Consider the following 23,447-nt stretch of genomic DNA (forward strand, 5'->3'; position numbering starts at 1 on the left):
TATCGGGGTGTAGCGCAGTCCGGTTAGCGCACCTGCTTTGGGAGCAGGGGGTCCCAGGTTCGAATCCTGGTACCCCGACAAATCGAGAAGCTCAATTTCCGCATCAAGGAGATTGAGTTTTTTTCGTATTCTATCCTTTTGAAATGGTCCTGTGTAGGGACATCCCTAACGATAAAAATCGTTATCTTTGTTATTCATATCCACAAAACAGCAGAGATGAAGAAATTTATCGGACTCATAAAACGCTTTGTGCCACCCTATAAGTGGTACTTGGTGATGAGTATTCTTCTTAATATCATATCCGCCATCCTCAATCTTTTCACCTTTGCACTCATCATGCCCATCCTGCGCATACTCTTTAAGCTGGACGCCGGAGTGTATGACATGAGATCATGGAGCGAGCTTAGCCTTGGCTCTATGAGTGGTCTGAAAGAGGGGGCAGAAATACTTAAACACAACTTCAACTACTATCTGACCCAAATGATAGAGACCCAAGGCGGCTCCTATACGCTGATAGTTCTCGGAGTGGCTCTTGTGGTAATGACGGCTCTAAAGGTTGGCACCTCCTATCTTGCAGGGTATGCACTTCTTCCAATCCGCACCGGTGTGGTACGGGACATCAGAAACCAACTCTACCGAAAGATGCTCTCTCTTCCGCTCTCCTTTTTCAGCGAAGAGCGCAAAGGAGACATCATTGCACGCGTGGCAGGTGATGTGAACGAAGTGGAAGTGTCTGTGATGAGCTCTTTGGATATGTTGCTGAAGAACCCGATAATGATCACGATATTCCTCGTAGGCATGATCGTGATCTCTCCTCAGCTTACCCTCTTCGTGTTCATACTTCTTCCCATTGCCGGATATATCATGGGACGAATAGGCAAGAAGCTGAAACGCACCTCCCTATTAGGACAACAACAGTGGGGACTCCTCATGAGCATGGTTGAAGAAATGCTGAGCGGCTTACGCATTATTAAGGCTTTCCGTGCAGAAGATAAGATGGACAGACGTTTCGGTGAATTTAATAACACTTTCCGGAGAACCTCTATACGCATTACTCGTCGCCAGATATTGGCTCATCCGATGAGCGAATTTCTCGGCACGGCAACGATAGCCATCGTATTGTGGTATGGTGGTACGCTTATTCTTGAAGGCAGCGACTCTCTTGAAGCAGCGACATTCATCTACTATCTTATCATCTTCTATAATCTTATCAATCCGGCAAAAGAACTTTCAAAAGGAGCTTATGCCGTACAGCGAGGCATGGCATCCTTAGAGCGGATAGACTCTATCCTCAACGCAGAAAACCCTATACAAGACCCTGCAACTCCGGAAGAGATTACGTTTGACAGGAGTATCAAGTTTGATAAGGTCTGGTTCCGCTACGGGCAATCGTGGGTGCTTCAAGACATAAACCTGGAGATACCGAAAGGGAAAACCATAGCCCTCGTCGGCGAAAGCGGCTCCGGAAAGAGTACGCTCGTGGATCTTCTACCACGCTTTTACGATGTAACGGAAGGCTCCATAAAGATAGATGGCAAGGATATACGTCAGCTCCGGGTGGCAGACCTGCGTTCGATAATGGGGAATGTGAATCAGGAGGCTATTCTGTTCAATGATACCGTCTTCAATAACATTTCGTTCGGTGTGCCTAATGCGACACAGGAAGAGGTGGAGCGGGCTGCAAAGATTGCCAATGCCCATGAGTTTATCTCTCAAATGGCAGAAGGGTATCACACCAATATCGGCGACAGAGGAGGAAAGCTGTCCGGCGGGCAGCGGCAACGCTTGAGCATAGCCAGAGCGGTGCTTCAAAATCCGCAACTGCTGATACTGGATGAAGCCACTTCCGCCCTTGACACCGCCTCCGAAAAGCAGGTGCAGGAAGCATTGGAAAACTTAATGAAAGGACGTACAGCCGTAGTGATCGCTCACCGTCTCTCTACAATTGTGAAAGCCGATATTATATGCGTTTTGAGTGAAGGAAAAATCGTGGAGCAGGGCACGCATCAACAGCTTCTTGCTCTTGAGGGTCATTACTCAAGATTATGCAAAATGCAACAATTCTAATCTATCTTAAACAGCTCCCGATATGGCATTATCAAAGACACGAAAGATATTTGTAGAAACAGCTCGCCAGCTTTTTGCGAAGATTGGAGTAGAGGCAACGACCATGAACGACATAGCTCAAGCGGCAAAAAAAGGAAGAAGAACTCTCTATACCTACTTTAGAAGTAAGGAGGAGATATTTGCAGCTGTGGTGCAGACAGAGTTGGACACCCTTTACGAAGAGCTTAGAGAGTTTTCGGAGATAGATCTTCCTCCCCAAGATAAGCTGGTCCGGTTTGCTCTTCGTCGCTTTCAGGCGATAGATAATATCGTCAAGCGAAACGGCTCTTTGGATGCAGACTTCTTTCGTGACATCATGCTTGTGGAGCGTACTCGCTTGAAGTTCGACATCAAAGAGCGCAGACTGATAGAGAAGATCCTGCAAGAGGGTGTGGATAAAAAGATATATGTGGTACGGGATGTAAAGTACATGGCATACATTATACAGGGTGCTTTCAAGGGGTTAGAGGTTCCTTTTATAAAAGGATTCATTAGTCTGGACAACGAAGAGATGAAAAACCATCTCATCGATCTACGCAAACTCTTCATGAATGGGCTGTGTGGCAACTACAAGTAACAGAAATAACACAACAATAAAACCAATAAACAGATGAAACTTTTAGAAGGAAAAGTAGCTTTAGTTACCGGTGGCAGTAGAGGTATAGGTAAAGGTATTGCAATCGAACTGGCTAAACATGGAGCAAGTGTCGCTTTTACAGGTAGAAGCCTTAACGCCAATACCGAAGCGGTAGAGCAAGAAATAGCAAATCTTGGCGTAAAAGGAAAAGCTTATGCCTCGGATGCAGCAGACTTTACAGCGGCTCACCAGCTGGTGGAAGAGGTTATGAAAGACTTCGGTAAGATAGATATTCTGGTCAATAATGCCGGCATCACTCAAGACGGACTGCTCATGAGAATGACAGAATCTCAGTGGGACGATGTTCTGAATGTGAACCTGAAATCCGCTTTCAACCTTACCCATGCCGTTACTCCCATTATGATGAGAGCGCGTCAAGGCAGTATCATCAACCTCGGATCCGTAGTGGGAATTTCCGGGAATACAGGACAAGCCAACTATGCAGCCTCTAAAGCAGGCTTGATAGGCTTTTCCAAGAGTGTGGCAAAAGAGTTGGGCTCAAGAGGCATCCGCGTCAATGTCATCGCACCAGGCTTTATAGAGACAGACATGACAGCCGAACTTCCGGAAGAATCAAAGAAGCAATGGGTTGCAGGATTGCCTCTTAAGAGAGCCGGTCAACCCGAAGATATTGCAGGCGCAGTAGTATTCTTCGCGTCCGATCTATCCTCATACGTTACAGGTCAAGTGCTTCCCGTTTGCGGAGGGATGGAGATCTGATCTAAAAGATAAGTGTAATGAAGCTTGAGATTCTCTACGAAGACAACCATATCATTGCGGTAAACAAAAAGCCCGGAGATATTACTCAGGGCGACAAAACGGGAGATACCACTCTTCCGGATATCATAATGGACTTCATCAAAAAGAGAGACAATAAGCCGGGAAACGTTTTCTTGGGGGTGATTCACAGATTGGACAGACCCACTTCCGGTGTTGTGCTGTTTGCCAAAACCTCTAAAGGACTTTCTCGTTTCAATCAACTTTTCAGAGAGGATAAGGTTTGCAAAGTTTACCATGCACTGGTAGAGCAACCTCCCGTTCAGGAAGAGAATCCCAAGCTTGTACATTATCTCAAAAAGAACGAAGAGCAAAACAAATCCTATGTCGTAAGTAAGAACAGCCCCGGAGCCAGGGAAGCTGTTCTTGCTTACCGGACATTGAAGCAGGGTACACACTTTACGCTGTTGGAAGTAAAGTTATTCACCGGCAGACATCACCAGATCCGCTGCCAGCTTTCATCCATCGGATCTTCCATAAGAGGCGATCTGAAGTATGGAGCGAAGCGATCCGGACCAAAAGGGAGTATCGGTCTCCATGCACGCACAATCTCATTCACGCATCCGATATCCGGCAAGGAGGTAGCGATTACCGCGCCTTATCCTTTGGACATAGACGGTGCATGGAAAGTGGCAAACGAGAAGTAACAACACATTTTTAAGATGAAGACTCTTCACTTTATAGCTCACAGCACCTGTTTGATAGAGACAGACGAGAGCTTTCTGCTCTTCGACTTCTACAGCTCATCCCAAACAACTCCCACGCTAATGAGGCTTCTCTCTCATGAGAAGCCTCTTGTTGTTTTCTGCACACACTCGCATCACGACCATTATAGCCGGGATATATTCGATCTGCTAACGCCTTTTCATCCCACTTATATCTTTTGCGAACAGGTACGAGAGAGTGTTCCTGCAGATCGGATAGACGATGTGATATTCCTTTCTATCCTTGAAGAGTATGCATTGAAAAGGGTTGGATTATCCCTGAAGGTGTATGGATCGACAGACGAAGGTGGCTCTTTTTACCTCCGATTACGGGATGGATTTACAATTTTCTACGCCGGCGATCTCAACCATTGGCATTGGGATCAAGAAGCCAACGAATACTATCGCTCTCTGTATGCGGCTGCATATAAAGAAGAGCTTGCAAACCTCTCTGCCGATAAGCTTTATCCTATGGATCTGCTCCTGTTCCCTACCGATCTTCGCCTGGGTCCCAACTATCTTCAAGGGTTGGAAGAGTTTCTCCAAACGGTAACCACCACCCGATATTTTGCACCCATCCATTGGAATGGTACGCCTGACAACCTAAAAAAATTGGAGACAATTTCAGAAAAATTCGGGTTCAAGATTGTGGATACATCGCAAGGAACGATCTCTGCAATCCTTAAATAATCCCCGATATCTCACTATTTTATATTATATTTGTATAGTAGAGGTCTCCGATTGGAGCTATCTTATTATTAAAAACACACAAAAACATTACAGGTTATGAGTTTTATTTTATCACTTATTATTGGTTGTGTTGCCGGATTTTTAGCAGGCAAGTTGTTCCGTGATCGTTCTTTCGGAGTATTTATAAACACTCTGCTCGGCCTCGTGGGTGGAGCTGTCGGAAGTTTGGTTTACAGTCTGTTGGATATTCAAGTGGGCGATAGCAATTGGGGACAGTTCGTTATGTCTTTCATCGGAGCTTGCATCATTCTGATTGTAGCCAATATCTTTCGTAAGAAATAAAGGCTTTTCGGACTAAAAACAGAAAAGAGACCTCCCAATAAAGACAAGAAATAAGAAACATGGCACAGGAAAAGATACACCATTTAGCAGAGTTAGCTCCCATACAGGCACAGAAATATGGTTCGGATGCAGCCCTAAAAGTACGTTCGGAAGATGGGAAATGGAGCAAGATCAGCTGGGTTACTCTTAGCGATTATGTACAGAGAACGGCACAAAGTCTCATAGAGTTTGGAGTCGCTCCTCAAGATTGCGTGGGAGTCTTTTCCGAGAACAAAGACAAGGTTGTCTACGCAGATTTGGCAATATACAGCATACGTGGAATATGTGTACCCGTATATGCTACATCCGCTCCGGAGCAACTTCGGTTTATACTTGACCAAACCGGAGTCAAGATACTCTTTGTCGGTGACCAAATGCAGTATAACATTGCTTACAAGATGCTGAAAGAGATAGACTCTCTAAAGCAGATTGTGGTGTTTGAAACCAGTGTGCGCCTTCATCCGGAAGATAGTTCATCACTCTATTTTTCGGACTTCCTGAAGCTCGGAGATACCATCAATGCAGCTGCTGAAGTCAAGGTAAGAAGATCCAAAGCACTTCGATCGGATATTGCGACCCTTATATACACCTCCGGAACAACCGGACTAAGCAAAGGAGTAATCATTACTCACAACAACATCATAATAGCTCTCGAAGGGCACATCATCCGCATACCGGATATGGGACACTCTCATTGGTCTATCAACTTTTTACCGATGTCTCACATCTTCGAGAAGCTCTGGAGTTATCTCTGCCTGCAACGTGGAGTACGCATAGCCATTTGCGACAAACCGAAAGAGATTCTGACCTACCTCAAAGAAGTAGAACCGCACTTTCTCTGCAACGTTCCACGATTCTGGGAAAAGGTGTATATGGGAGTACAGGAAAAGATAGAGACTGCCTCTCCATTTGTCCAAAAAATCTTGAGAAGAGGGCTTGAGATAGGTAAAGAGTACAATCTGAAATACAAGATACACGGGCTCACTCCTCCTCCATTGCTTGCCATCAAGTATGCTTTCTTCAATAAAACCGGCTTTAGTGCAGTAAGAAAAGCAATAGGTCTCTCGCATGGAAAACTTTTCCCAACGGCGGGAGCGGCTCTCCCTATCAAGATCAACGAATATCTTCAATCCATGGGCATTCCGATCGTAGTGGGTTACGGGCTCAGTGAGACCTCGGCTACCGTCTGCTTCTACCCTCAAAAGAGATACATTCTGGACTCTATCGGCGAGACACTGCCCGGTGTTTCGGTAAAGATAGACCCCGATACGGGAGAAATCTTAGTAAAGGGAGGCACCATAACACCCGGATATTATAAAAACCCGGAAGCAACAGAAGCCGCCTTTACAGCCGACGGATGGTTCAAAACAGGAGATAAAGGACGCATGGAAGGGCAGACCATATTCTTTGAAGAACGGCTCAAAGACCTCTTCAAGACTGCCAATGGCAAGTACATATCCCCTCAACAGATAGAGGGCTTGCTATCATCGGACAGATACATAGAGCAGATAACCGTGATTGCGGATAACCGACCCTATGTGAGCGCATTGGTGTATCCCAACTGGAGTGCGGTACGCACGGCACTGGACAAGCGCCAAGTGCCGAACAAAGATCTGTCAGAAACAGATCTTGCAAAGATGGAAGAGGTACACACTCTTATCGAAGGTCGCATAGAGCAAGCCCAACAAGGTCTTGCATCATTCGAGCGTATCAAACGCTTCCATATCCTTTCGCAGCCGTTCTCGATAGAGACAGGCGAGCTGACCAATACACTCAAAGTAAAACGCCGTGTGGTACAAGAGAAGTACGAAAAGGAGATCAGCGCCATCTATAACGGTCAGAGTGCAGACATAAAATAGCATCAGAAGATCCGGTTTATAGGATTTTCGGAGATAAGGCTCTGTATGATTTTGGGAAAAGAGGACACTCCTCCACCCCATCATACAGAGCTATTTTTTGCCCTTATTTTTCATCTCGAAACGGCAAAAAACAGAGTCATTTCAGCGTGCACTTTTATATAAAAACGGAGTGCCGTTTCTCCTCATTTTCAACCTCGTGGAAGAGAAAAAAAAGAGAGCGATGCCAGGAGCAATATAAGGATAAAGATCTCTATTCTGAAAGCAATAATCTGAAAGACAAACTAATACAGAAAATCTCAAAAACGGAGTCAACCCTCCTCTTGGTCTCATTCAAGCCCCTTTTTTGCGTTAATAGAGTTTAATTTTCGGAGTATTCATTGTAAACATTCTATAAAGACAAAATGACTCAAAAAGTGCCCAAAAAGCATAGAAAACAGATAAATCACTAATAATCAGCAAACTAACCAAATTTTCTAAACACTTTAATTGAATCCGGTAAACGTATTAAATGAAATCGGTAAATACGTTTACCGGTTTCGTTAAATACTTTAAGCCGACAAAATATACTGCTTTATCGTTTTGAGTGAACCTGTATCGAAAATAGAGTTAATAAAATGAGGCGAATTTAACAATTCGATCGTGCTCTAAAAACAACCCCTCCGATCAAAATAGAGAGCGACCATTAGAGAGCTGTTTTCAACGGGATGGAATATATAAAAATAGCCTCTCCGTTTCCCCATTTTCGAGTTCCCCAAAAGAGAGAAAACCAGCCGTTGTTTTTCCGAAATATTCTTCTTTTTGGAGAGACTTGTTTTTCAAACGGAATTGAAGTGGTGCCTCTTTTTTATCATAGTTTTGGGAAGACTTAAAGAAATGGTTCCTTTCACCGGAGAGACTCATCCAAGCCAACAGATAATATAGACAACAAGAGAGGCTATCCTCTACCTTCATTTTGGTACGCTCTCTCTATTTCGTTATCTTTGCAGGACGGACATAACATGAAACACATACAATAATTTCTTTAGATTATGGCAACAGAACAGCTACTCCAACTCGTCACGAGTAAAGCTCAGCAATGGCTCACGGACGGATACGATGCGGTAACACAAGCAGAAGTGCGCCGCATGATGGAGTCAGAAGATAAAACATTGCTCATAGAGTCGTTCTATAAAGACCTCGAATTTGGTACGGGAGGGCTGCGAGGCATAATGGGCGTAGGCTCCAATCGCATGAACAGATATACGGTAGGTGCTGCCACACAAGGGCTATCCAACTACCTGAAAAAAGAGTTTGCATCTCTTCCCGAAATTAAGGTGGTCATAGGACACGACTGCCGCAACAACTCTCGTAAGTTTGCAGAGATAGCGGCAGGGGTATTTGCGGCAAACGGCATAAGGGTTTACCTGTTTGAAAATCTTCGTCCTACTCCGGAGGTCTCTTTTGCCATTCGCACACTCGGCTGTCAAAGCGGCGTGATGATCACGGCATCGCACAACCCGAAAGAGTACAACGGCTACAAGGCATACTGGAGCGATGGTGCGCAGATGATTCCTCCGCATGACAAGAACACGATAGCAGAGGTCAATCAGATACGAGACGTGAAAGGGATAAAGTTTGATGGTCCTGCCGACATGATAGAGATATTGGGAGAAGATATGGACAAGCAGTTCCTGAATGCCATCGCATCTCTTTCTCTCTCTCCCGATGCGGTAAGAGCGCACAGCGACATGAAGATTGTCTACACTCCTATCCATGGTTGCGGACAGAAACTTGTACCGGCTGCGCTTCGTGCTTTCGGCTTCAAAAACATCATCTCGGTACCTGAACAAGAAGTTATCAGCGGAGATTTCCCTACCGTTGTATCTCCCAATCCGGAAGAGCCTGCCGCTTTGAAGATGGCATTGGACAAAGCAAGAGAGGTGGATGCCGAGCTTGTTTTGGCATCGGATCCGGATGCAGACCGCATAGGCTCCGCTATTAAGGACAACAACGGAGAGTGGATACTGGTCAATGGTAACCAGACTTGTCTGCTCTATGCTTACTATGCAATAGAGAAACGAAGAGAGAGCGGACAGCTCAAGGATGACCAATACATCGTAAAGACGATAGTTACAACCGATCTTATCCGCACTATTGCCGAAGCAAATAATGTGGAACTGTACGACAGCTATACCGGTTTCAAGTGGATAGCAGACATCATAAGACAAAACGAGGGCAAGAAAGAGTACCTCGGCGGAGGCGAAGAGAGCTACGGCTATCTGTGGGAAGACTTCTGCCGGGACAAGAACTCCGTCTCTGCTTGTGCCATCCTTGCCGAAATAGCAGCGTGGGCAAAGGAGAAAGGTATGACTGTCTACCAACTTCTGGATCACATCTATACCACTTACGGATTCTCTTACGAAGTGGGCGTTTCCATTGTCCGCAAAGGTAAATCCGGTGCTGAGGAGATAGAAGGAATGATGAAGGGATACAGAGAGAGACCTATGAACACCATAGACGGATCGCCTGTAACCGAAATGCTGGACTATGTCGATCTGAAAGGAAGACTGCTCCAACAAAACGAGGAATTCACTCTCGATATGCCGACCACAAGCAATGTTCTACAATATAGAACGGCTGACGGCACAAAGCTATCCATACGTCCTTCCGGAACAGAACCGAAGATCAAGTACTACATAGAGGTACACTTGAAGGTAAAAGAAGGATCAGATCTTGAAGTTATCCGCCAAGAGGCTCGTGCCAAGGTGGAAAGGATAAAGTCCGAACTCGCTATATAATCCGACCTATCTCTTCTGACAATGAAGATAAAAGAGAACCGCCGACAATCTTTGGTTATGGCTCTGAAGACCATAGCCGTAAAGGGATCGGCGGTTCTCTTTATTTGTTGTGCTCTGCTCATCTCTTGTAAAACCTCTCCAAAGGTTACGGGAGAAATCGAAATAGACTTCAACTCCCCCATTGCCGCTGCCACAGCACTTTCTTACGGTGTTGTATTTACCAATGAAGGCAATGGAGAGAGAGCGGCACTGGATTACAATCTCATCTACAACTCCTCTTTCAATCTCGGAGCATACGTTCCTCCCCTTTGCCGATACAGCTCGGTGGAAAAGAGTTTGACTACTCCCAACGGCTACACACTGCCCTACCCGGAGCAGGGAGTGTGTACGGGCTGGGAAGTAGAAAAGGGCAGGCTCGACCTTGTATCGGATAAAGAGCAAAATCATCTTATGAGAGCGGTTCCGATAGCCTCTGATTCCGTTAAGAGTGTTTGCCGTATCCTCTCCAACAGAGCCGATACAAAGTTTTCCGTTGCCGCTGATGACCGGATGACACTTCGGTTCAAAGCTCGTGGGTTGAACAGCCCCGTGACACTGCGTTGCTACATAGAGCATAGAGACTCACTGCGCATCTCTTCTCCCATAGAAGCTATGTGCGAAGGGGGGGATAAGTTCGGCACGTTCTCCAAAGAGCTTAAAGCAGATCTTTCGGCAGATAGTGCATACCTTGTAATAGAGACAACCGGTGCGGTAGAGCTTGATGATGTATCTCTCTTTGCCTTCGGGTACAACAAAGAGCAGGAGTACGCTCTCCCGAAAGGCTCGTTAGAGCTGCTCAAGCAACTCAATCCCTCTTTCACTTCATTCCCCGGAGGAGGTTTGGCAGACGGCTATTATGAAGAGACTTATTACGATTGGGCGTCCGACTCTTCATCCCGTTCTCTTTGGACATTGCAGGGCAACGAGTTCACCCAACAGTTTCTGCTCCCTCACTTCCTCTCTTTAAGCAAGGAAATAAAGAGCATGCCTCTGTACGTTGCCAACTCCGGTATCACCTCCATAAAGGCATTACCCCGACATGAGAGTGTATCCGAACTGCCCAACAGAACCGAAAAGCTGAGGAAAGCAATAGGGTATATTTCCAAGAATACCACTCTTCCCACTCCGTCCGACACCACCCTTTTCTCCAAAACACTACTGCCGAAGATCGTTTTTGGTAGCGGTATGCGGGGAGAGGAGTACACTCGAAGATTCCTTTTGATGCACAATGCTTTCTCACCGGACTCGACCGGCGTGGAGCTTATACCGGGTGGAGTGTTGGAGATATGGCCTACACCCAACTTCTCATTCGCCCACACCACACAGGAGATACAGCATACCGACAGCTTTATAGCCTCTCTCCCTCCGGAACGAGACTCTTTGGTCTATATGAGACAGCCGGAACTTTACGGAGAGATCTCCTTTCCCTCCGTTCTGGAAAACGAACAGGTTCGGTGGCCTCAGCTTGTAGACAGAATGTTGTTGATAATCGAGCTTGAAAAAAGAAGAGAGCAGGTCAAAGGAATAGCCTTTTCTCCTCTCTTTGCGGACAGATTTCGCTGGGATACGCTTCCGTTATTCTACACGCACGGAGGGGTTTCCAAGGGCAGCAGTCTGTATGAACTGCTTCTCCGGACAAGCACAAACAGCGGAAGCAAACTGCATCCCTCTGCCAAGAAAAAGGTGATACCCGACACCATAGACGACCTCCATCTCTCCTGTACATCCTCTGCCGATGATGGAGAGTGCTATATAAAGGCGGTGAATACCACTCGTCACGAACTCATCTATAAGATCAACCTCAAGAACACAAAGCGAGAGTACAAGCATCTGCACATCACAAGATTTCGGCACAAACACCCGGAGTCCGTCCCGCAAACCCCGCAGTTTGAAGTGTATGAGATAGAGAGTGAAACCTCTCTATATGCCGACTCCGCTCTGAAAAACCTTACGATCTCTCCTTACGAGCTGATCATTCTAAAACTATTCTGAATCCCGAAACCACCATGAAGCATACCCGGAGATACGTACAGATATTAACATTAAAGCCCGATCCCGACCTCATCCGCACCTATAAGCAGTGGCACACCAAGGGAAAGATATTCCCCGAAGTGGTGGAGGGGCTTAGAGCCATCGGGATAGAGGAGATGGAGATATACATAGCCGACAATCGGCTCGTGATGATAGTAGAAGCCGAAGAAGGATTCTGTTGGGACGAGGCTTTTGCCACGCTTGCCACCATGCCGAGACAGGAAGAGTGGGAGGCTCTGATGGGACAGTTCCAAGAGTGCAACCCCGGCAGCTCATCTGCCGAAAAGTGGAAAATGACGGAGCTATTCTTTAAGCTCTCCGAAATGTAAGCGGTCATGAAAGCAGGCTCTATCTTCCGAAAAGAGGGACAATCCTATTTCATCCCTTTTCTCATCGTTACTCTCTGCTTTGCCTTATGGGGATTTGCCAATGACCTTACCCACCCTATGGTGAAGGTCTTTTCCAATATCTTCTCCATCTCCACCCTGCATGGCTCGCTCATTCAGGTAGCTTTCTACATGGGCTATATGGTGGCGGCACTTCCGGCAGCCTTTTATATCCGCAAGCGGGACTTCGCTTCCGGCATACGGATGGGGCTTTGGATATATCTTCTCGGCGGACTTCTCTTCCTGCCTGCCGCCTTTTCGGAAAACTTCTATATCTTTTTACTTGCCTACTTTGTTCTCACCTGCGGACTCTCCTTTCTGGAAACCTCGTGCAATCCGTACATCCTTTTGTTGGGAGAGAGCCGTAGTGCGTCCCGAAGACTCAACCTCGCTCAGAGCTTCAATCCCGTAGGTTCGCTGACGGGAATGTTTGTGGCAATCTACTTTATTCAGGGCAGGCTGGCAGAAGTAAGCACTTCCACCGAGACCTTGACCCATCCGGAGCTGTGGATTGTAGTGAAGCCTTACCTGGGTGTTACCGTTGCCGTGCTGGTGATGCTGCTACTCTTTTATGTAGCCAAACTCCCTAAGATAGAGGGGCAAACAAGGAGCAGAGAGAGGGGTGAACCGCTCTTCAAACGCATCCGGACACTGCTATCCATCCCAAGTTACAGGAGAGGCGTTGTGGCTCAATTCTTCTACGTGGGAGCACAGATAATGGTCTGGACCTACATCATTCACTACGGCAGCTTCTTCTTTATGGAAGAAGGTCTTCCACGATCCGTGGCAGAGCAACGGGCGCAAGGCTACAACATCGGAGCAATGATCCTTTTCTGCCTGTTCCGGTTTGTCAATACCTCTCTGATGAAAAGGTATTCCGCCCCGGCTCTACTCCGTTTCTATGCGGCTCTTGCCATCCCTCTGCTCATCGGAGCAATGCTTCTGCCATTCCCATTCGGGCTGTTTGCGATCGTAGCCATATCGCCTTGTATGTCTCTGATGTACCCCACAATCTTCTCCGTCTCCATGGAAGAGGTGAATAGAGATAAAAGCTTAGCCGGAGCTCTTTTGGTGATGGCAATAGGGGGTGGTGCTTTAATCCCTCCACTCCAAGCCGCCATAATAGATCTCCAAAACAGCATCGGAGAGTGGGCTGTAAGGGTATCTTTTGTGGTGCCGGCGGTCTGCTTCATGGTGATCTTCGCTTTCGCCCATTCCCGCCTTAAAGTTCGGAGGTAAAACTGCTCGGAATATCGCTTCGGACAAAGCTCTGTTTTTATATATTTCATCCCGTCCGACCACTCCAAAATTTCCGCTCTCTATTTTGATCAGACCCCTTGCTTTCAGAGGGTGGACAGAGTGTTAAAACAGCCCCATTTCATTAACACTAATTTCGATACAGGTTCACTCAAAACGCTAAACGAGCATATTGTTTCGGCTTAACGTGTTTAATTTTTCAATGAACACGTTTACCGATTTCATTGAACACGTTTACCGGATTCGATTAACGTGTTTAGAATTTTCACTTATAACGCTGAATATTAGTATATTACCCATTCTTCTCTATTTTTGGCTGTTTTCAGGCAGATTTTTGCATTGATTTTCATTAACAATCAAACCGCTCAAAAGGGCTGTTTTTTAACCATAATTTAGCCCCTCAATCCGTCCGGGAGGGAAAAATTTCTGAATTCGAGATATTCCATATAAGTCTGAAAACAAGAAGATTACAGCATCAATTCAAGATTTTCATCCGGAAATGGAGAAGAAAATGAGAGTGTCGAGTTCCGACCCTGATCACCCGTTTTTATATAAAAGCTCCCATCAAAAAAGAGCACCTAACACTCTTCACAGACCTGTTAGATGCTCTTGAAAAACAACATAGATTTGTTCATGTAAATTCGTAGAACGATCTACGAAAAAGAAAAGATTTTGACGGTTTATGGGTTAGTTAGTATATCTGTGTATAGAAATCGCTTGATGCTACGCTTCGGAGTCTTTTCAAACTCCTCGTCACGCAGTACAAAGCTTGCCACTTGCTCGTATGAAGCAAGCTGTTCGTTCAGATGAGCGATATTTTGCTTCATGATCTGCTCCAGCTGTTCGGTGGTAAGCTTTTCCTTTTGCACTCTTTCCACATCGGGATAGATAAGAGCGACAAGCTTTTGAGAGCTGTTCATCACGATCACCGTCTCGCCTACGTACTCCATCATGGTGAGTTTGGCTTCGATGCCTTCCGTGTATATGTTTTGTCCGCTCGGCCCCAAAAGCATCGTTTTACTCCGTCCTTTGATAAAGATATTCTTCTGTCTGTCCATGTATCCGAGGTCTCCCGTACGCAACCATCCGTCTGCAGTAAAGAGTTTTTCTGTCTCCTCCGCATTTTTGTAGTAGCCCTTGCACACATTCTCACCTCTTACCTGTATCTCTCCAATGCCTGTGGTAGAGTCCGGTTCAAATATACGCACCTCCATAATCTCCTTCAACGGCTTGCCGCAAGAGTTTGCCACGTACTTCTGGTGATGTTCGTAAGAGATAAGAGGAGCGCACTCCGTCATGCCGTATCCTACCGTGAATGGAAACTTAGCCTTTTTCAAGAAATCAACGACCTCTTCGTTCAAGGCCGCTCCCCCTACTATAAACTCGCGGAAATTGCCTCCCATGTTTTCAAACAACGTGTCTCTGACCTTCTTGTAAACGACAGAGGACAACAGCGGAGTCTTGATAAGAAATTTTGCTGCTCCCTTACTGATCTTCGGCGTGATAACGTTCTTGTATATCTTTTCAAGGATTAGCGGAACGCTGATAATAAGATGAGGCTTCACCTCTTTCAGGGCTTTAACCAGGATGGATGGCGTTGGAGTCGTACCGAGAACATAGATGTGAGTACCGCATTGCATGGGTGTAAGAAAGTTGAAAGCACAGCTGTAAGCATGAGCCATAGGCAAAAAGCAGAGCACTCTCTCTTGCTCGAACATCAGCTTAAGGTAGTTGGCATACGTTACATTGCCCGCAAGATTGTTCGCAGTAAGAATCACACCTTTGCTGTAACCCGTTGTGCCGGAAGTATAGTTGATCAACATCACCTCATCGTTGCTGATGTGCGGATACGCTATATCTTCTTTTGTAAAGTCGTTAGGGTATCTCGCTTGGAAAAGAGCCTCGACATCGAGAGAGACCAAGCTCTTGTTGATGGAAAACTGCTCCAATGGTTTCAAGCTGTCTATATCTATAACGACACTGACTGCCCCCATCCGGAACGGCTCCATAACCTTGTAGTGAGACTGCGAAACGAATACCACTCTGGAGTCTGAGTGCTCGATGATATGCAGAATATCATTCGCATGAAAGTCTTGAAGGATAGGCACTATGATCGCACCGTAGGTAATCACTCCGAGATATACCATACACCACTCCGCCGAGTCTTTTCCGATCAGTGAGATCTTATCTCCTTTCTGAACGCCTGCCTCCTTTAACAACAGATGTACTTTAGCTATGGTCTTGGCGACATTCGCATAAGTATATGTGGTGGCATTATTATAGTTGGTTATCGCAGGAAGATTCCAGTATTTTTTGAAGCTACTCTCATATAGCTCTATAAAGTTCTGCTGAATCATGATTCAATATTGCACATTTTGTGTTGTTTGGTGCAAATATAGATGTTTTTTTATATTCTTCCAAAGAGAGAAGGGGTTACGAGGGGCCGTAATTGGAAAAGCGAGGGAGTTATTGTATCTTTACTTTCCCAAAAAATCTTACTATTCAATATTCTAAAAAATGAAAACCTACAATATAGATGCAGACATCTGCCGCAAAAACAGCGGATGTACAAAATATGATACTATTGCACCATTCATTCCGAAAGGGCATGAAGTGATCCCTCTATGGATTGCGGACATGGACTTTGCCACTCCTCCTTTTGTACTGGATGCTATAAGGAAAAGGCTGGAACACCCAGTTCTCGGCTACTCTATCCCGACAGATGAGTATAAAAATGCGATCATCAACTGGATGAAAAACCAATACAACATGGAGGTATCGCCTGAAGAGTTTTGCTATACTCCGGGTATTGTGTCAGGGATATACAAGCTATTGCAGTTCTTGACAGATAAAACGGACGGCGTGCTTATCTGTCCGCCTGTTTATCCTCCCTTTTCGGCAGTCATCCGAAACACCGAACGCACTCTCGTGGAAGCACCTTTAAAGCTTGAGAACAACAGATTTGAGGTAGATTTTGACTTGTTGGATGAAAAGTTGAAATCTGCCAAAGTGATGATCTGGTGCCATCCGCACAATCCCGGAGGCCGTGTCTGGAGTCAGGAAGAGTGCGCCAAAGTCGTGAAGCTATGCCGTAAGCATAATGTCATGATCATCTGCGATGAAATCCATGCAGACCTTACATTTGCCCCGAAAAAACATCAACCGATGGTTCTTTCCTGCCCGGAAGCTGCCCAATGCGTTATTACCCTGCAAGCTCCATCCAAGGCATTCAACATGCCGGGCGTTGTTGGCTCTCAGCTTATAGTGCTTGAGCCGGAGCTGAGACAGCGTCTGTTCCCTTATCTTGAGAATAGTGGGCTTCAGATCGGAAACTCTTGTGCTTTTCCGGCAATCGCTTCCGCCTATAATAATGGTAAGGAGTGGCTCAACGACACACTACGCTATATACAAGAGAATATAGCTTATGTCCGTGAGTTCTTATCCTCCCAACTCCCGATGCTGGAGATGATCGAACCGGAGGCTTCATTCCTGATCTTTATCAACTTTAAGGCACTGAACCTTTCGGACGAGGAGCTTAACCGCTTCCTTCTTGAAGATGCAGGCGTGATGCTCAACCCCGGTATCACATTCGGGACAGGCGGTGAGGGCTGGATGCGACTCAATATAGGCACAACAAGAAAGAGATTGGAGCAAGCCATGAGGCAGATAAAAAGAGCTGTGGATAAGCTACTCTCCAAGTAATCAAAACTCTTTCCATCCTCATTTTCTGCCAAAAGGTAATCCGAAGTAGTGCGAACACTGCTTCGGATTACCTTTTGGCTTCTATATCAATAGCCGTTAGCTGACACGGCTATTGCAAATATTCTTAAGTCTACGCCTTACAGATTTGCATACAAACAAAGCATCGAAGAGTAGCAGATACTATCTTCGATGCTTTTATGTCGGGGTGACTGGATTCGAACCAGCGACCACACGCCCCCCAGACGTGTACTCTAACCGGGCTGAGCTACACCCCGCACTCAATTGCCGGACAAAGGTAACAACTTTTCCTTAATTCGGCAACACATTACCCCCACTCTGTCGAAGAAAAAGAAGAATATACTCCCTCTTACGGCACTTTTATACCTTTTAAGACACAGCTCTTAAAGTATAAAATATAAAGGCTAACTTTACATGACAAGCACCATCAAAACAAGAGAGACAAAGCTAATAGCCAAGACTTTTAAGCCTCCATAAACTGCGAAAAAATATGTTCACTCAACTCCAACTACTCATGGCACTGCTTCCCATAGTCTTTATGATTCACGACTTTGAGGAAATAATTCTATTCAGATCATGGATAGATAAGAATAGAGAGGTGTTAAAGCAACATTTCAACAAACCTTACCGCTATCTCCATTCACGTGGTTACACAGAGCTTTCCACTTCAACCTTTGCCGTGGGTGTCTTTCACGAGTTTCTATTTCTCTCTTGCACGACATTCTTTGGGCTGTATTTCAATCTTCCCGAACTCTGGTTTATCGGATTTATGGCATATTTCATCCATATCCTTATCCACATAGCCCAATGGATTATCTACCGACGATATATTCCGGTGGTCACTACTTCCCTACTCACTCTTCCATACTGCATCTATACATTTATCATATTTTCAGATAGCAACTTTCTCTCTGTGCAAGAACTCATTATCTACTCTGTCATAGGATTCGTTGGAATGATTTTGAGCATTCCTTCTGCCTATTTTTTCATGTCAAAGTTTTCACGTTGGGAGAAAAGATTTATACAAGAACAGAAGAAATAAAAATAATATCCCGAAAGATAAGCCTCAACACTTTATCTTTCGGGATATTATCTATCTCTTTCGAGAAGATAGAAGTTCATCTTACCGGCAGCAGTCTCACACCTCTACCGCCTCGGCAGAAGTTCCGGTATCGAACAACATCTTATACCAAGCCTTAAATCTTATCACATCATCCTCACCAAAGCGAGAGAGTCCATGTAAAATCTGTTCGTACGACTTCTCTTCCGTCGGTTCCGTTTTAGAGAAAAACTTGTCCGCCACACAGACAATAATTTCCTCCAGACTCTGAGGAACATAAACCCGATCAGCAGGAAACTCCCAGCCTCGCTCCCGAATGGTGTGATAATACAAGCCTGTTCCCGTATGTCTTTCCGCCACCAGCGCATGAGCTTCCAAGCCTGCGGCTCTAAGGCGTTCCGCCCCAACCAGTCCATGATAAATGTAAGGTCTTTCGCCATGACAGCCTATCTTGGGAGCGTGACAGGCATCCACGCCAATGTCGTGCAGCCATGCGGCTTCTTCTATGAACTCCAAGTTGAGATCCCAATGCGGATGAAGCCCGGCTATTTCCAGAGCTTTCTGTGCCACTCTATACGAATGTTCCACAAGGATCTGCCGGCAAAGCGTCTCTTCCGGATAGTATTGCTCAAATATCGGAGCTACGACAAGGGGCATTTGGATCGGATTCATATCTATCAGGATAAAGTTACAGATGAGGATGTTTCTGCAATATACAATGCGCCGCACCCAGCTTCAGCTTGGCTTTTACCATGAGCGGTATTCGGTACTTATCTTCCGAAATCCACAGCTCGACGTTATCATTCTTTCCGGTGAACGCTTCATCGTTGATGCTGAGCACCATCTTTATCGCAGGCACTTTAGGAGACCACGGCATGGAGATCACTTCTCGGCTCACCACCACGACCCTACACGGGACGAGGTCTTTACCTATCGGGACATAAAAGTTGTAGCCTCTGAACTTTCCCGAAACACCATCGGGCAGAGGAATATCCTCCGAACGAATAAATCCGAAAGCTGCAACCATATCGAGAGCCATCCGCTCTTTAGGCACGCTGAAGAGTGTGTCCACCTTCATTTCGGAGAGTGTATATCTCTTGCTGCGAATGGATGTGAAGCGAGGTGAATAGTCGTACTGAATCTCATCTATCAGATAGTAGCCGTTTTCCCTCACCCTTTTCTCCCAGCGAAGAGGTTGATAGTTGGAGTTATAAAGCGTGGAGAGCGTATCTTTCATAGGGAAGACCGAGTATATCATGCCCGTAGTCTGAAAGTGCAGTTCCCGGAACCACTGCTTGCCTCCACCCAGTTCTCTTGTAGAAACAGAGGCAAGACCGGCACGTCCGTTTATGATCCCCCACTTGAATCTCACTTCATACTCCAAGCGTTCTCCCTTATAAAATCCGTAGTGATCCGCTCCCTTCTTCTCCTGCGCCAAGGCGAAAGAAGAGGTAAAAAGGAGGATAAACAGCAGTATAAAGCGTTGTGATAGTTTTGTTGTCATTCAAATCCGTTTAGTTAAAATGGAGACGGCTCTTTCGGCAATGGAATAATATCGAAGCCGGTGTACGGAACCAGAGCTTTTGGAATGCGAATACCTTCCGGAGTCTGGTTGTTCTCCAACAATGCTGCCACGATTCGTGGCAGAGCCAGTGCGCTACCATTGAGTGTATGTGCCACTTGCACCTTGCCTTCGGTGTCTCTGTACCGGCACTTGAGTCTGTTTGCCTGGAAACTCTCGAAGTTCGATACCGAACTCACCTCCAGCCAACGCTCCTGTGCAGCGGAAAAGACCTCGAAGTCATAAGTAAGAGCAGATGTAAAGCTCATGTCTCCGCCACACAGACGAAGGATTCGCCAAGGCAATTCGAGCTTATCCACCAAAGACTGAACATAGTCCACCATCTCTTGAAGAGAGGTGTAAGAGTGTTCCGGTTTGTCTACCCGAACGATCTCCACCTTGTCAAACTGATGCAGTCTGTTGAGTCCGCGCACATCTTTTCCATAGCTACCGGCTTCTCTGCGGAAGCATGCCGAATAGGCTGTAAGGCATACGGGCAGACTCTTTTCTTCCAAGATAACATCTCTGAAGATGTTCGTAACCGGAACTTCCGCCGTAGGGATAAGGTAGAGATTGTCTGTCTGGGCATGGTACATCTGTCCCTCTTTGTCGGGCAACTGACCTGTCCCGTAAGCAGAATCTTCATTCACCACATAAGGAGGCATTACCTCCAAATATCCTGCCTCTCTTGCGCTGTCGAGGAAGAAAGATATAAGAGCCCTTTGCAGCCTTGCGCCATATCCTTTATAGAGAGGAAATCCTGCACCGGTAATCTTTACACCCACCTCGAAGTCTATCAAGTCGTAGTTCTTCACCACTTCCCAGTGAGGCAGTTTGCACTCATCCGTAAGGTTGGGCATACGTCCACCCTCTTTCACGCATACGTTGTCTTCTGCCTTTGTACCTTCCGGGACGATGTCCGCAGGCAGGTTCGGGATCTGGATGATCAGGTTCTGAATCCGGTCTTCCAGCTCTTTCTTCCTGCTTTCCATCTGCTTGCTGCCCTCTTTTAGAGAAGCGATCTGTGCTTTGGCTGCTTCCGCCTCATCTCGCTTACCCTCTTTCATGAGCAAGCCTATGGATTTTGAGATCCTGTTTTGTTCGGCAAGATTTTCATCCAATCGGCGTTGAGAGTCGCGTCGGTCGTTGTCCAGACCCAAAAGTTCGTCTATAATCTGCTCTCCCTTAAAGCCTTTAACGGCAAGTCTTCGGATAGCTTCTTCTCTGTTTTCGTGAAGATATTTTATGGATAACATCTCTATATTTTTATTTTATTATGCCTGTGTGATGTGTGCGCAAGGGCAATTGTAGCAAGGCAAAGGTAATAAATTTTAATGGAGTCTGTGGCGAAATCTCCATAAACGAAAGAGAATCCCGAAATTAACCCTTATAAGAAAGGTCTTAAACACGTTTATTTCTCACTCTTAACAGGTTCAAAAATGAGCTTCAAGACTTGAATGGCAGAGATCGGCGTTTGCCCCCTGCAAATCGAGGCTTGAATGCCACAAACCAAAACCCGATTTCAACCATTGAACGTGAACAATATAATTTCTGAACATATTCAGTACAACTTCCGAACAGATTCAGCCCGATTTTCTATCACTTCACTCCTTTTCATTCCCTCTTTTCGCACACCGGGACAAAACGACATAAAGAGACCTTCCAAAGTAACAAACGGCTCTATCCTAAGAGTTTGAAAATAAAAAAAGCAGGCAAGAAGGAGCGGAAAAAGAACGAATAACAGGAAAAACAGATGTTAAAATCCTCTTGTGAGACAGGCTCTTTAAGGTTTTTCAAAATAGCGAATAAAATATTTTTACTTTCAAGAAGAAAAAGCTAAATTTGCGCCTTAGGGAAAACCAAACATTACGAACTATTACATATCCGTTTATGACTTCTATAGACAATAAAGTTCAATCTTTGGCTGATAAGATTTACGCCGATGGTGTAGAGAAAGCGAAGAAAGAAGCAGAAGAGATTCTGAACAGCGCACAAGCTCAAAAAGAGAAAATCCTAAAACAGGCAAAAGAAGAGGCTGATGCTATACTGCAACAGGCACAACAAGATGCCGTGAAGGAGAAAGAGACAGCAACAGCCGAGATAGTGATGGCTGCAAGACGTGCGATAGACTCTCTTAAAAGCGAAATGGCAGGTATCCTCAACGACTCTGCCATATCTGCCGGAGTGGCTGCCGCTGCCGGAACACCGGATAAGATATACAACCTCATAGTGGAAATGGTGAAAGCATGGAGCGCGAAAGGCAACATGGAAATATCCACAGCCGATGCGGATGCGTTGCAAGCCTACTTTGCTTCTCATGCACAAGAGACTCTGAACAAGGGCGTAAGCATCAAGAGCATCAACGGTAAACCACACTCATTCGAACTAAAGCCGGAAGGACAAGGCTACAAAATGGTCATCGGACAAGAGGAACTTGAAGCGTACTTCCGAGAATTCTTCAGACCGAGACTCCGTGCCATACTTTTCCCGGAAAAAGCATAGGACTGCGAGATGGCGCATTACTATACATTAGGTGCGGAGCTACCCGGACTTAAACAGGAACAAACCTCTCTTTCCTACTCTTCACTTGAGTTGTGGGAAGAGATGATGCGTCCTCAGTTTTCCAAAAGAGACATTCGGCAGATGGAGCTGCTCTTTCTGCAGGAGGACAACAAGACTCTCATCAAGCTGCTCAAAGGGCTTCCCACTGAGACCCCGACCGTACCGGTCGCTCTCGGAGAAGAGACACTCAGGACACTGATCCGTGCCGTAGAAGAGCGCAGAGACGAGGAGAACGACGAGCCGACTCCGATACCCGAAAATGTACCGGCATATATGGTTCGGTTTGTCGAAGAGTATCTGGAGGGCAAGTTTGAACAGAATGGAGCCAAAGGGTTTGCGGAAGATTTTCTTGCTGTGGCATACTACGACCATATCCGCAAGAAGGCAATAGGATTTGTGAAGAAGTGGGTGGATCTGAACGCCCATATAGCAAATATCATGGCGGCAACCACTGCCAAGAAGTTCGGATTGGATATTTCGTCTTATCTGGTCGGAGCCTCTCCTTTGACAGAGATCCTCCGCCTCTCTTCCTGGACAGATCTGCAGTTTTTACCCGGAAGCGACACGCTCCAAGAGATTATAAAAGTATCGGAAGAGAGCAATCTCTACACGAGAGAACGCCACTTGGACACGATCCGTTGGCGATTCCTCGATGAAGTTGTATTCTCCGACACCTTCTCCATAGAGGCTATGATGGTCTATTTCCTTAAGACGAGAATCATAGAACGATGGACTACACTGGATAAAGAACAGGGAGAAATGGCATTCCGCACCCTGATAAGTTCGCTCAACAGCGATGGCAAACAGAAGCTTGCAAACTTTGTGGAGAGCACAAAAAACAAGTCGAAAAGCGTTGCCGATAATCAACAAACAGAAAAAGTATAAATACCTACACGATAG

Annotated in this window: 19 protein-coding genes and 2 tRNA genes; 16 read left to right on the plus strand and 5 right to left on the minus strand. The window is 45.9% G+C overall.

What is annotated here, in order from left to right; all coding sequences use genetic code 11:
- The first annotated feature begins 3 nt into the window (after positions 1 to 3).
- The 12 genes from JT26_RS05270 (at position 4) to fucP (ending at position 13,626) form a co-directional block, all read left to right on the plus strand.
- Positions 4 to 78: transfer RNA gene (locus JT26_RS05270), tRNA-Pro, on the plus strand.
- A 138-nt stretch (positions 79 to 216) separates the two neighbouring features.
- Positions 217 to 2,067 (plus strand): ABC transporter ATP-binding protein, encoded by a 1,851-nt coding sequence (locus JT26_RS05275; RefSeq protein WP_036847400.1) that lies wholly within the window; start codon positions 217 to 219, stop codon positions 2,065 to 2,067.
- 22 nt (positions 2,068 to 2,089) lie between these two features.
- A complete protein-coding gene (locus JT26_RS05280) occupies positions 2,090 to 2,683 on the plus strand; it encodes a TetR/AcrR family transcriptional regulator (protein ID WP_052110374.1) in 594 nt (197 codons plus the stop codon).
- Positions 2,684 to 2,716: 33 nt separating this feature from the next.
- Complete coding sequence (gene fabG / locus JT26_RS05285; RefSeq protein WP_036790328.1) at positions 2,717 to 3,463, plus strand: 3-oxoacyl-[acyl-carrier-protein] reductase; 747 nt, start codon at positions 2,717 to 2,719, stop codon at positions 3,461 to 3,463.
- Between the two features lie 17 nt (positions 3,464 to 3,480).
- Positions 3,481 to 4,167, plus strand: a complete 687-nt coding sequence (locus JT26_RS05290) for an RluA family pseudouridine synthase (RefSeq protein ID WP_152566996.1) — start codon at positions 3,481 to 3,483, stop codon at positions 4,165 to 4,167.
- Between the two features lie 15 nt (positions 4,168 to 4,182).
- Positions 4,183 to 4,914, plus strand: coding sequence for an MBL fold metallo-hydrolase (locus JT26_RS05295; RefSeq protein ID WP_052110375.1), 732 nt, complete (start codon positions 4,183 to 4,185; stop codon positions 4,912 to 4,914).
- A 96-nt stretch (positions 4,915 to 5,010) separates the two neighbouring features.
- Positions 5,011 to 5,256 (plus strand): GlsB/YeaQ/YmgE family stress response membrane protein, encoded by a 246-nt coding sequence (locus JT26_RS05300; protein WP_036790334.1) that lies wholly within the window; start codon positions 5,011 to 5,013, stop codon positions 5,254 to 5,256.
- 59 nt (positions 5,257 to 5,315) lie between these two features.
- Positions 5,316 to 7,154: a long-chain fatty acid--CoA ligase gene (locus JT26_RS05305; RefSeq protein WP_036790336.1), complete on the plus strand. Its 1,839-nt coding sequence runs from the start codon at positions 5,316 to 5,318 to the stop codon at positions 7,152 to 7,154.
- 1,028 nt (positions 7,155 to 8,182) lie between these two features.
- A complete protein-coding gene (locus JT26_RS05315) occupies positions 8,183 to 9,931 on the plus strand; it encodes a phospho-sugar mutase (RefSeq protein WP_036847252.1) in 1,749 nt (582 codons plus the stop codon).
- 21 nt (positions 9,932 to 9,952) lie between these two features.
- A complete protein-coding gene (locus JT26_RS05320) occupies positions 9,953 to 11,962 on the plus strand; it encodes a hypothetical protein (RefSeq protein WP_152566997.1) in 2,010 nt (669 codons plus the stop codon).
- 14 nt (positions 11,963 to 11,976) lie between these two features.
- Entirely contained in the window at positions 11,977 to 12,330 is a 354-nt protein-coding gene (locus JT26_RS05325) for an L-rhamnose mutarotase (protein ID WP_036847258.1), read from the plus strand.
- 6 nt (positions 12,331 to 12,336) lie between these two features.
- A complete protein-coding gene (gene fucP, locus JT26_RS05330) occupies positions 12,337 to 13,626 on the plus strand; it encodes an L-fucose:H+ symporter permease (protein ID WP_036847262.1) in 1,290 nt (429 codons plus the stop codon).
- Positions 13,627 to 14,324: 698 nt separating this feature from the next.
- On the opposite strand, the gene JT26_RS05335 is transcribed toward fucP, so the two are convergent.
- Complete coding sequence (locus JT26_RS05335; protein ID WP_036847265.1) at positions 14,325 to 16,001, minus strand: AMP-binding protein; 1,677 nt, start codon at positions 15,999 to 16,001, stop codon at positions 14,325 to 14,327.
- Positions 16,002 to 16,161: 160 nt separating this feature from the next.
- Between JT26_RS05335 and JT26_RS05340 the strand changes: the two genes are divergently transcribed.
- Positions 16,162 to 17,346 carry a MalY/PatB family protein gene (locus JT26_RS05340; RefSeq protein WP_036847268.1) on the plus strand — a complete coding sequence of 395 codons (1,185 nt, stop codon included), beginning with the start codon at positions 16,162 to 16,164 and terminating at the stop codon, positions 17,344 to 17,346.
- 200 nt (positions 17,347 to 17,546) lie between these two features.
- On the opposite strand, the gene JT26_RS05345 is transcribed toward JT26_RS05340, so the two are convergent.
- Positions 17,547 to 17,621 (minus strand) — tRNA-Pro (locus tag JT26_RS05345).
- A 233-nt stretch (positions 17,622 to 17,854) separates the two neighbouring features.
- On the opposite strand from JT26_RS05345, the gene JT26_RS05350 reads away from it, so the two are divergent.
- Positions 17,855 to 18,406, plus strand: coding sequence for an HXXEE domain-containing protein (locus JT26_RS05350; protein ID WP_036847271.1), 552 nt, complete (start codon positions 17,855 to 17,857; stop codon positions 18,404 to 18,406).
- Between the two features lie 96 nt (positions 18,407 to 18,502).
- On the opposite strand, the gene JT26_RS05355 is transcribed toward JT26_RS05350, so the two are convergent.
- From JT26_RS05355 to serS, 3 genes are read right to left on the minus strand one after another with little or no spacing between them, the layout of a single operon-like run.
- Positions 18,503 to 19,096, minus strand: a complete 594-nt coding sequence (locus tag JT26_RS05355) for an HD domain-containing protein (RefSeq protein WP_052110376.1) — start codon at positions 19,094 to 19,096, stop codon at positions 18,503 to 18,505.
- 16 nt (positions 19,097 to 19,112) lie between these two features.
- Positions 19,113 to 19,928 carry a DUF3108 domain-containing protein gene (locus JT26_RS05360; RefSeq protein WP_036847274.1) on the minus strand — a complete coding sequence of 272 codons (816 nt, stop codon included), beginning with the start codon at positions 19,926 to 19,928 and terminating at the stop codon, positions 19,113 to 19,115.
- Between the two features lie 14 nt (positions 19,929 to 19,942).
- Positions 19,943 to 21,241 (minus strand): serine--tRNA ligase, encoded by a 1,299-nt coding sequence (gene serS / locus JT26_RS05365; RefSeq protein WP_036847277.1) that lies wholly within the window; start codon positions 21,239 to 21,241, stop codon positions 19,943 to 19,945.
- Positions 21,242 to 21,875: 634 nt separating this feature from the next.
- Here serS and JT26_RS05370 point away from each other — a divergent pair.
- Positions 21,876 to 22,487: a hypothetical protein gene (locus tag JT26_RS05370; protein ID WP_052079501.1), complete on the plus strand. Its 612-nt coding sequence runs from the start codon at positions 21,876 to 21,878 to the stop codon at positions 22,485 to 22,487.
- A gap of 9 nt (positions 22,488 to 22,496) precedes the next feature.
- Positions 22,497 to 23,432 (plus strand): DUF2764 family protein, encoded by a 936-nt coding sequence (locus tag JT26_RS05375; protein ID WP_036847293.1) that lies wholly within the window; start codon positions 22,497 to 22,499, stop codon positions 23,430 to 23,432.
- Positions 23,433 to 23,447 lie beyond the last annotated feature (15 nt).

The organism is Porphyromonas sp. COT-108 OH1349 (assembly GCF_000768755.1).
GTDB lineage: Bacteria > Bacteroidota > Bacteroidia > Bacteroidales > Porphyromonadaceae > Porphyromonas_A > Porphyromonas_A canoris.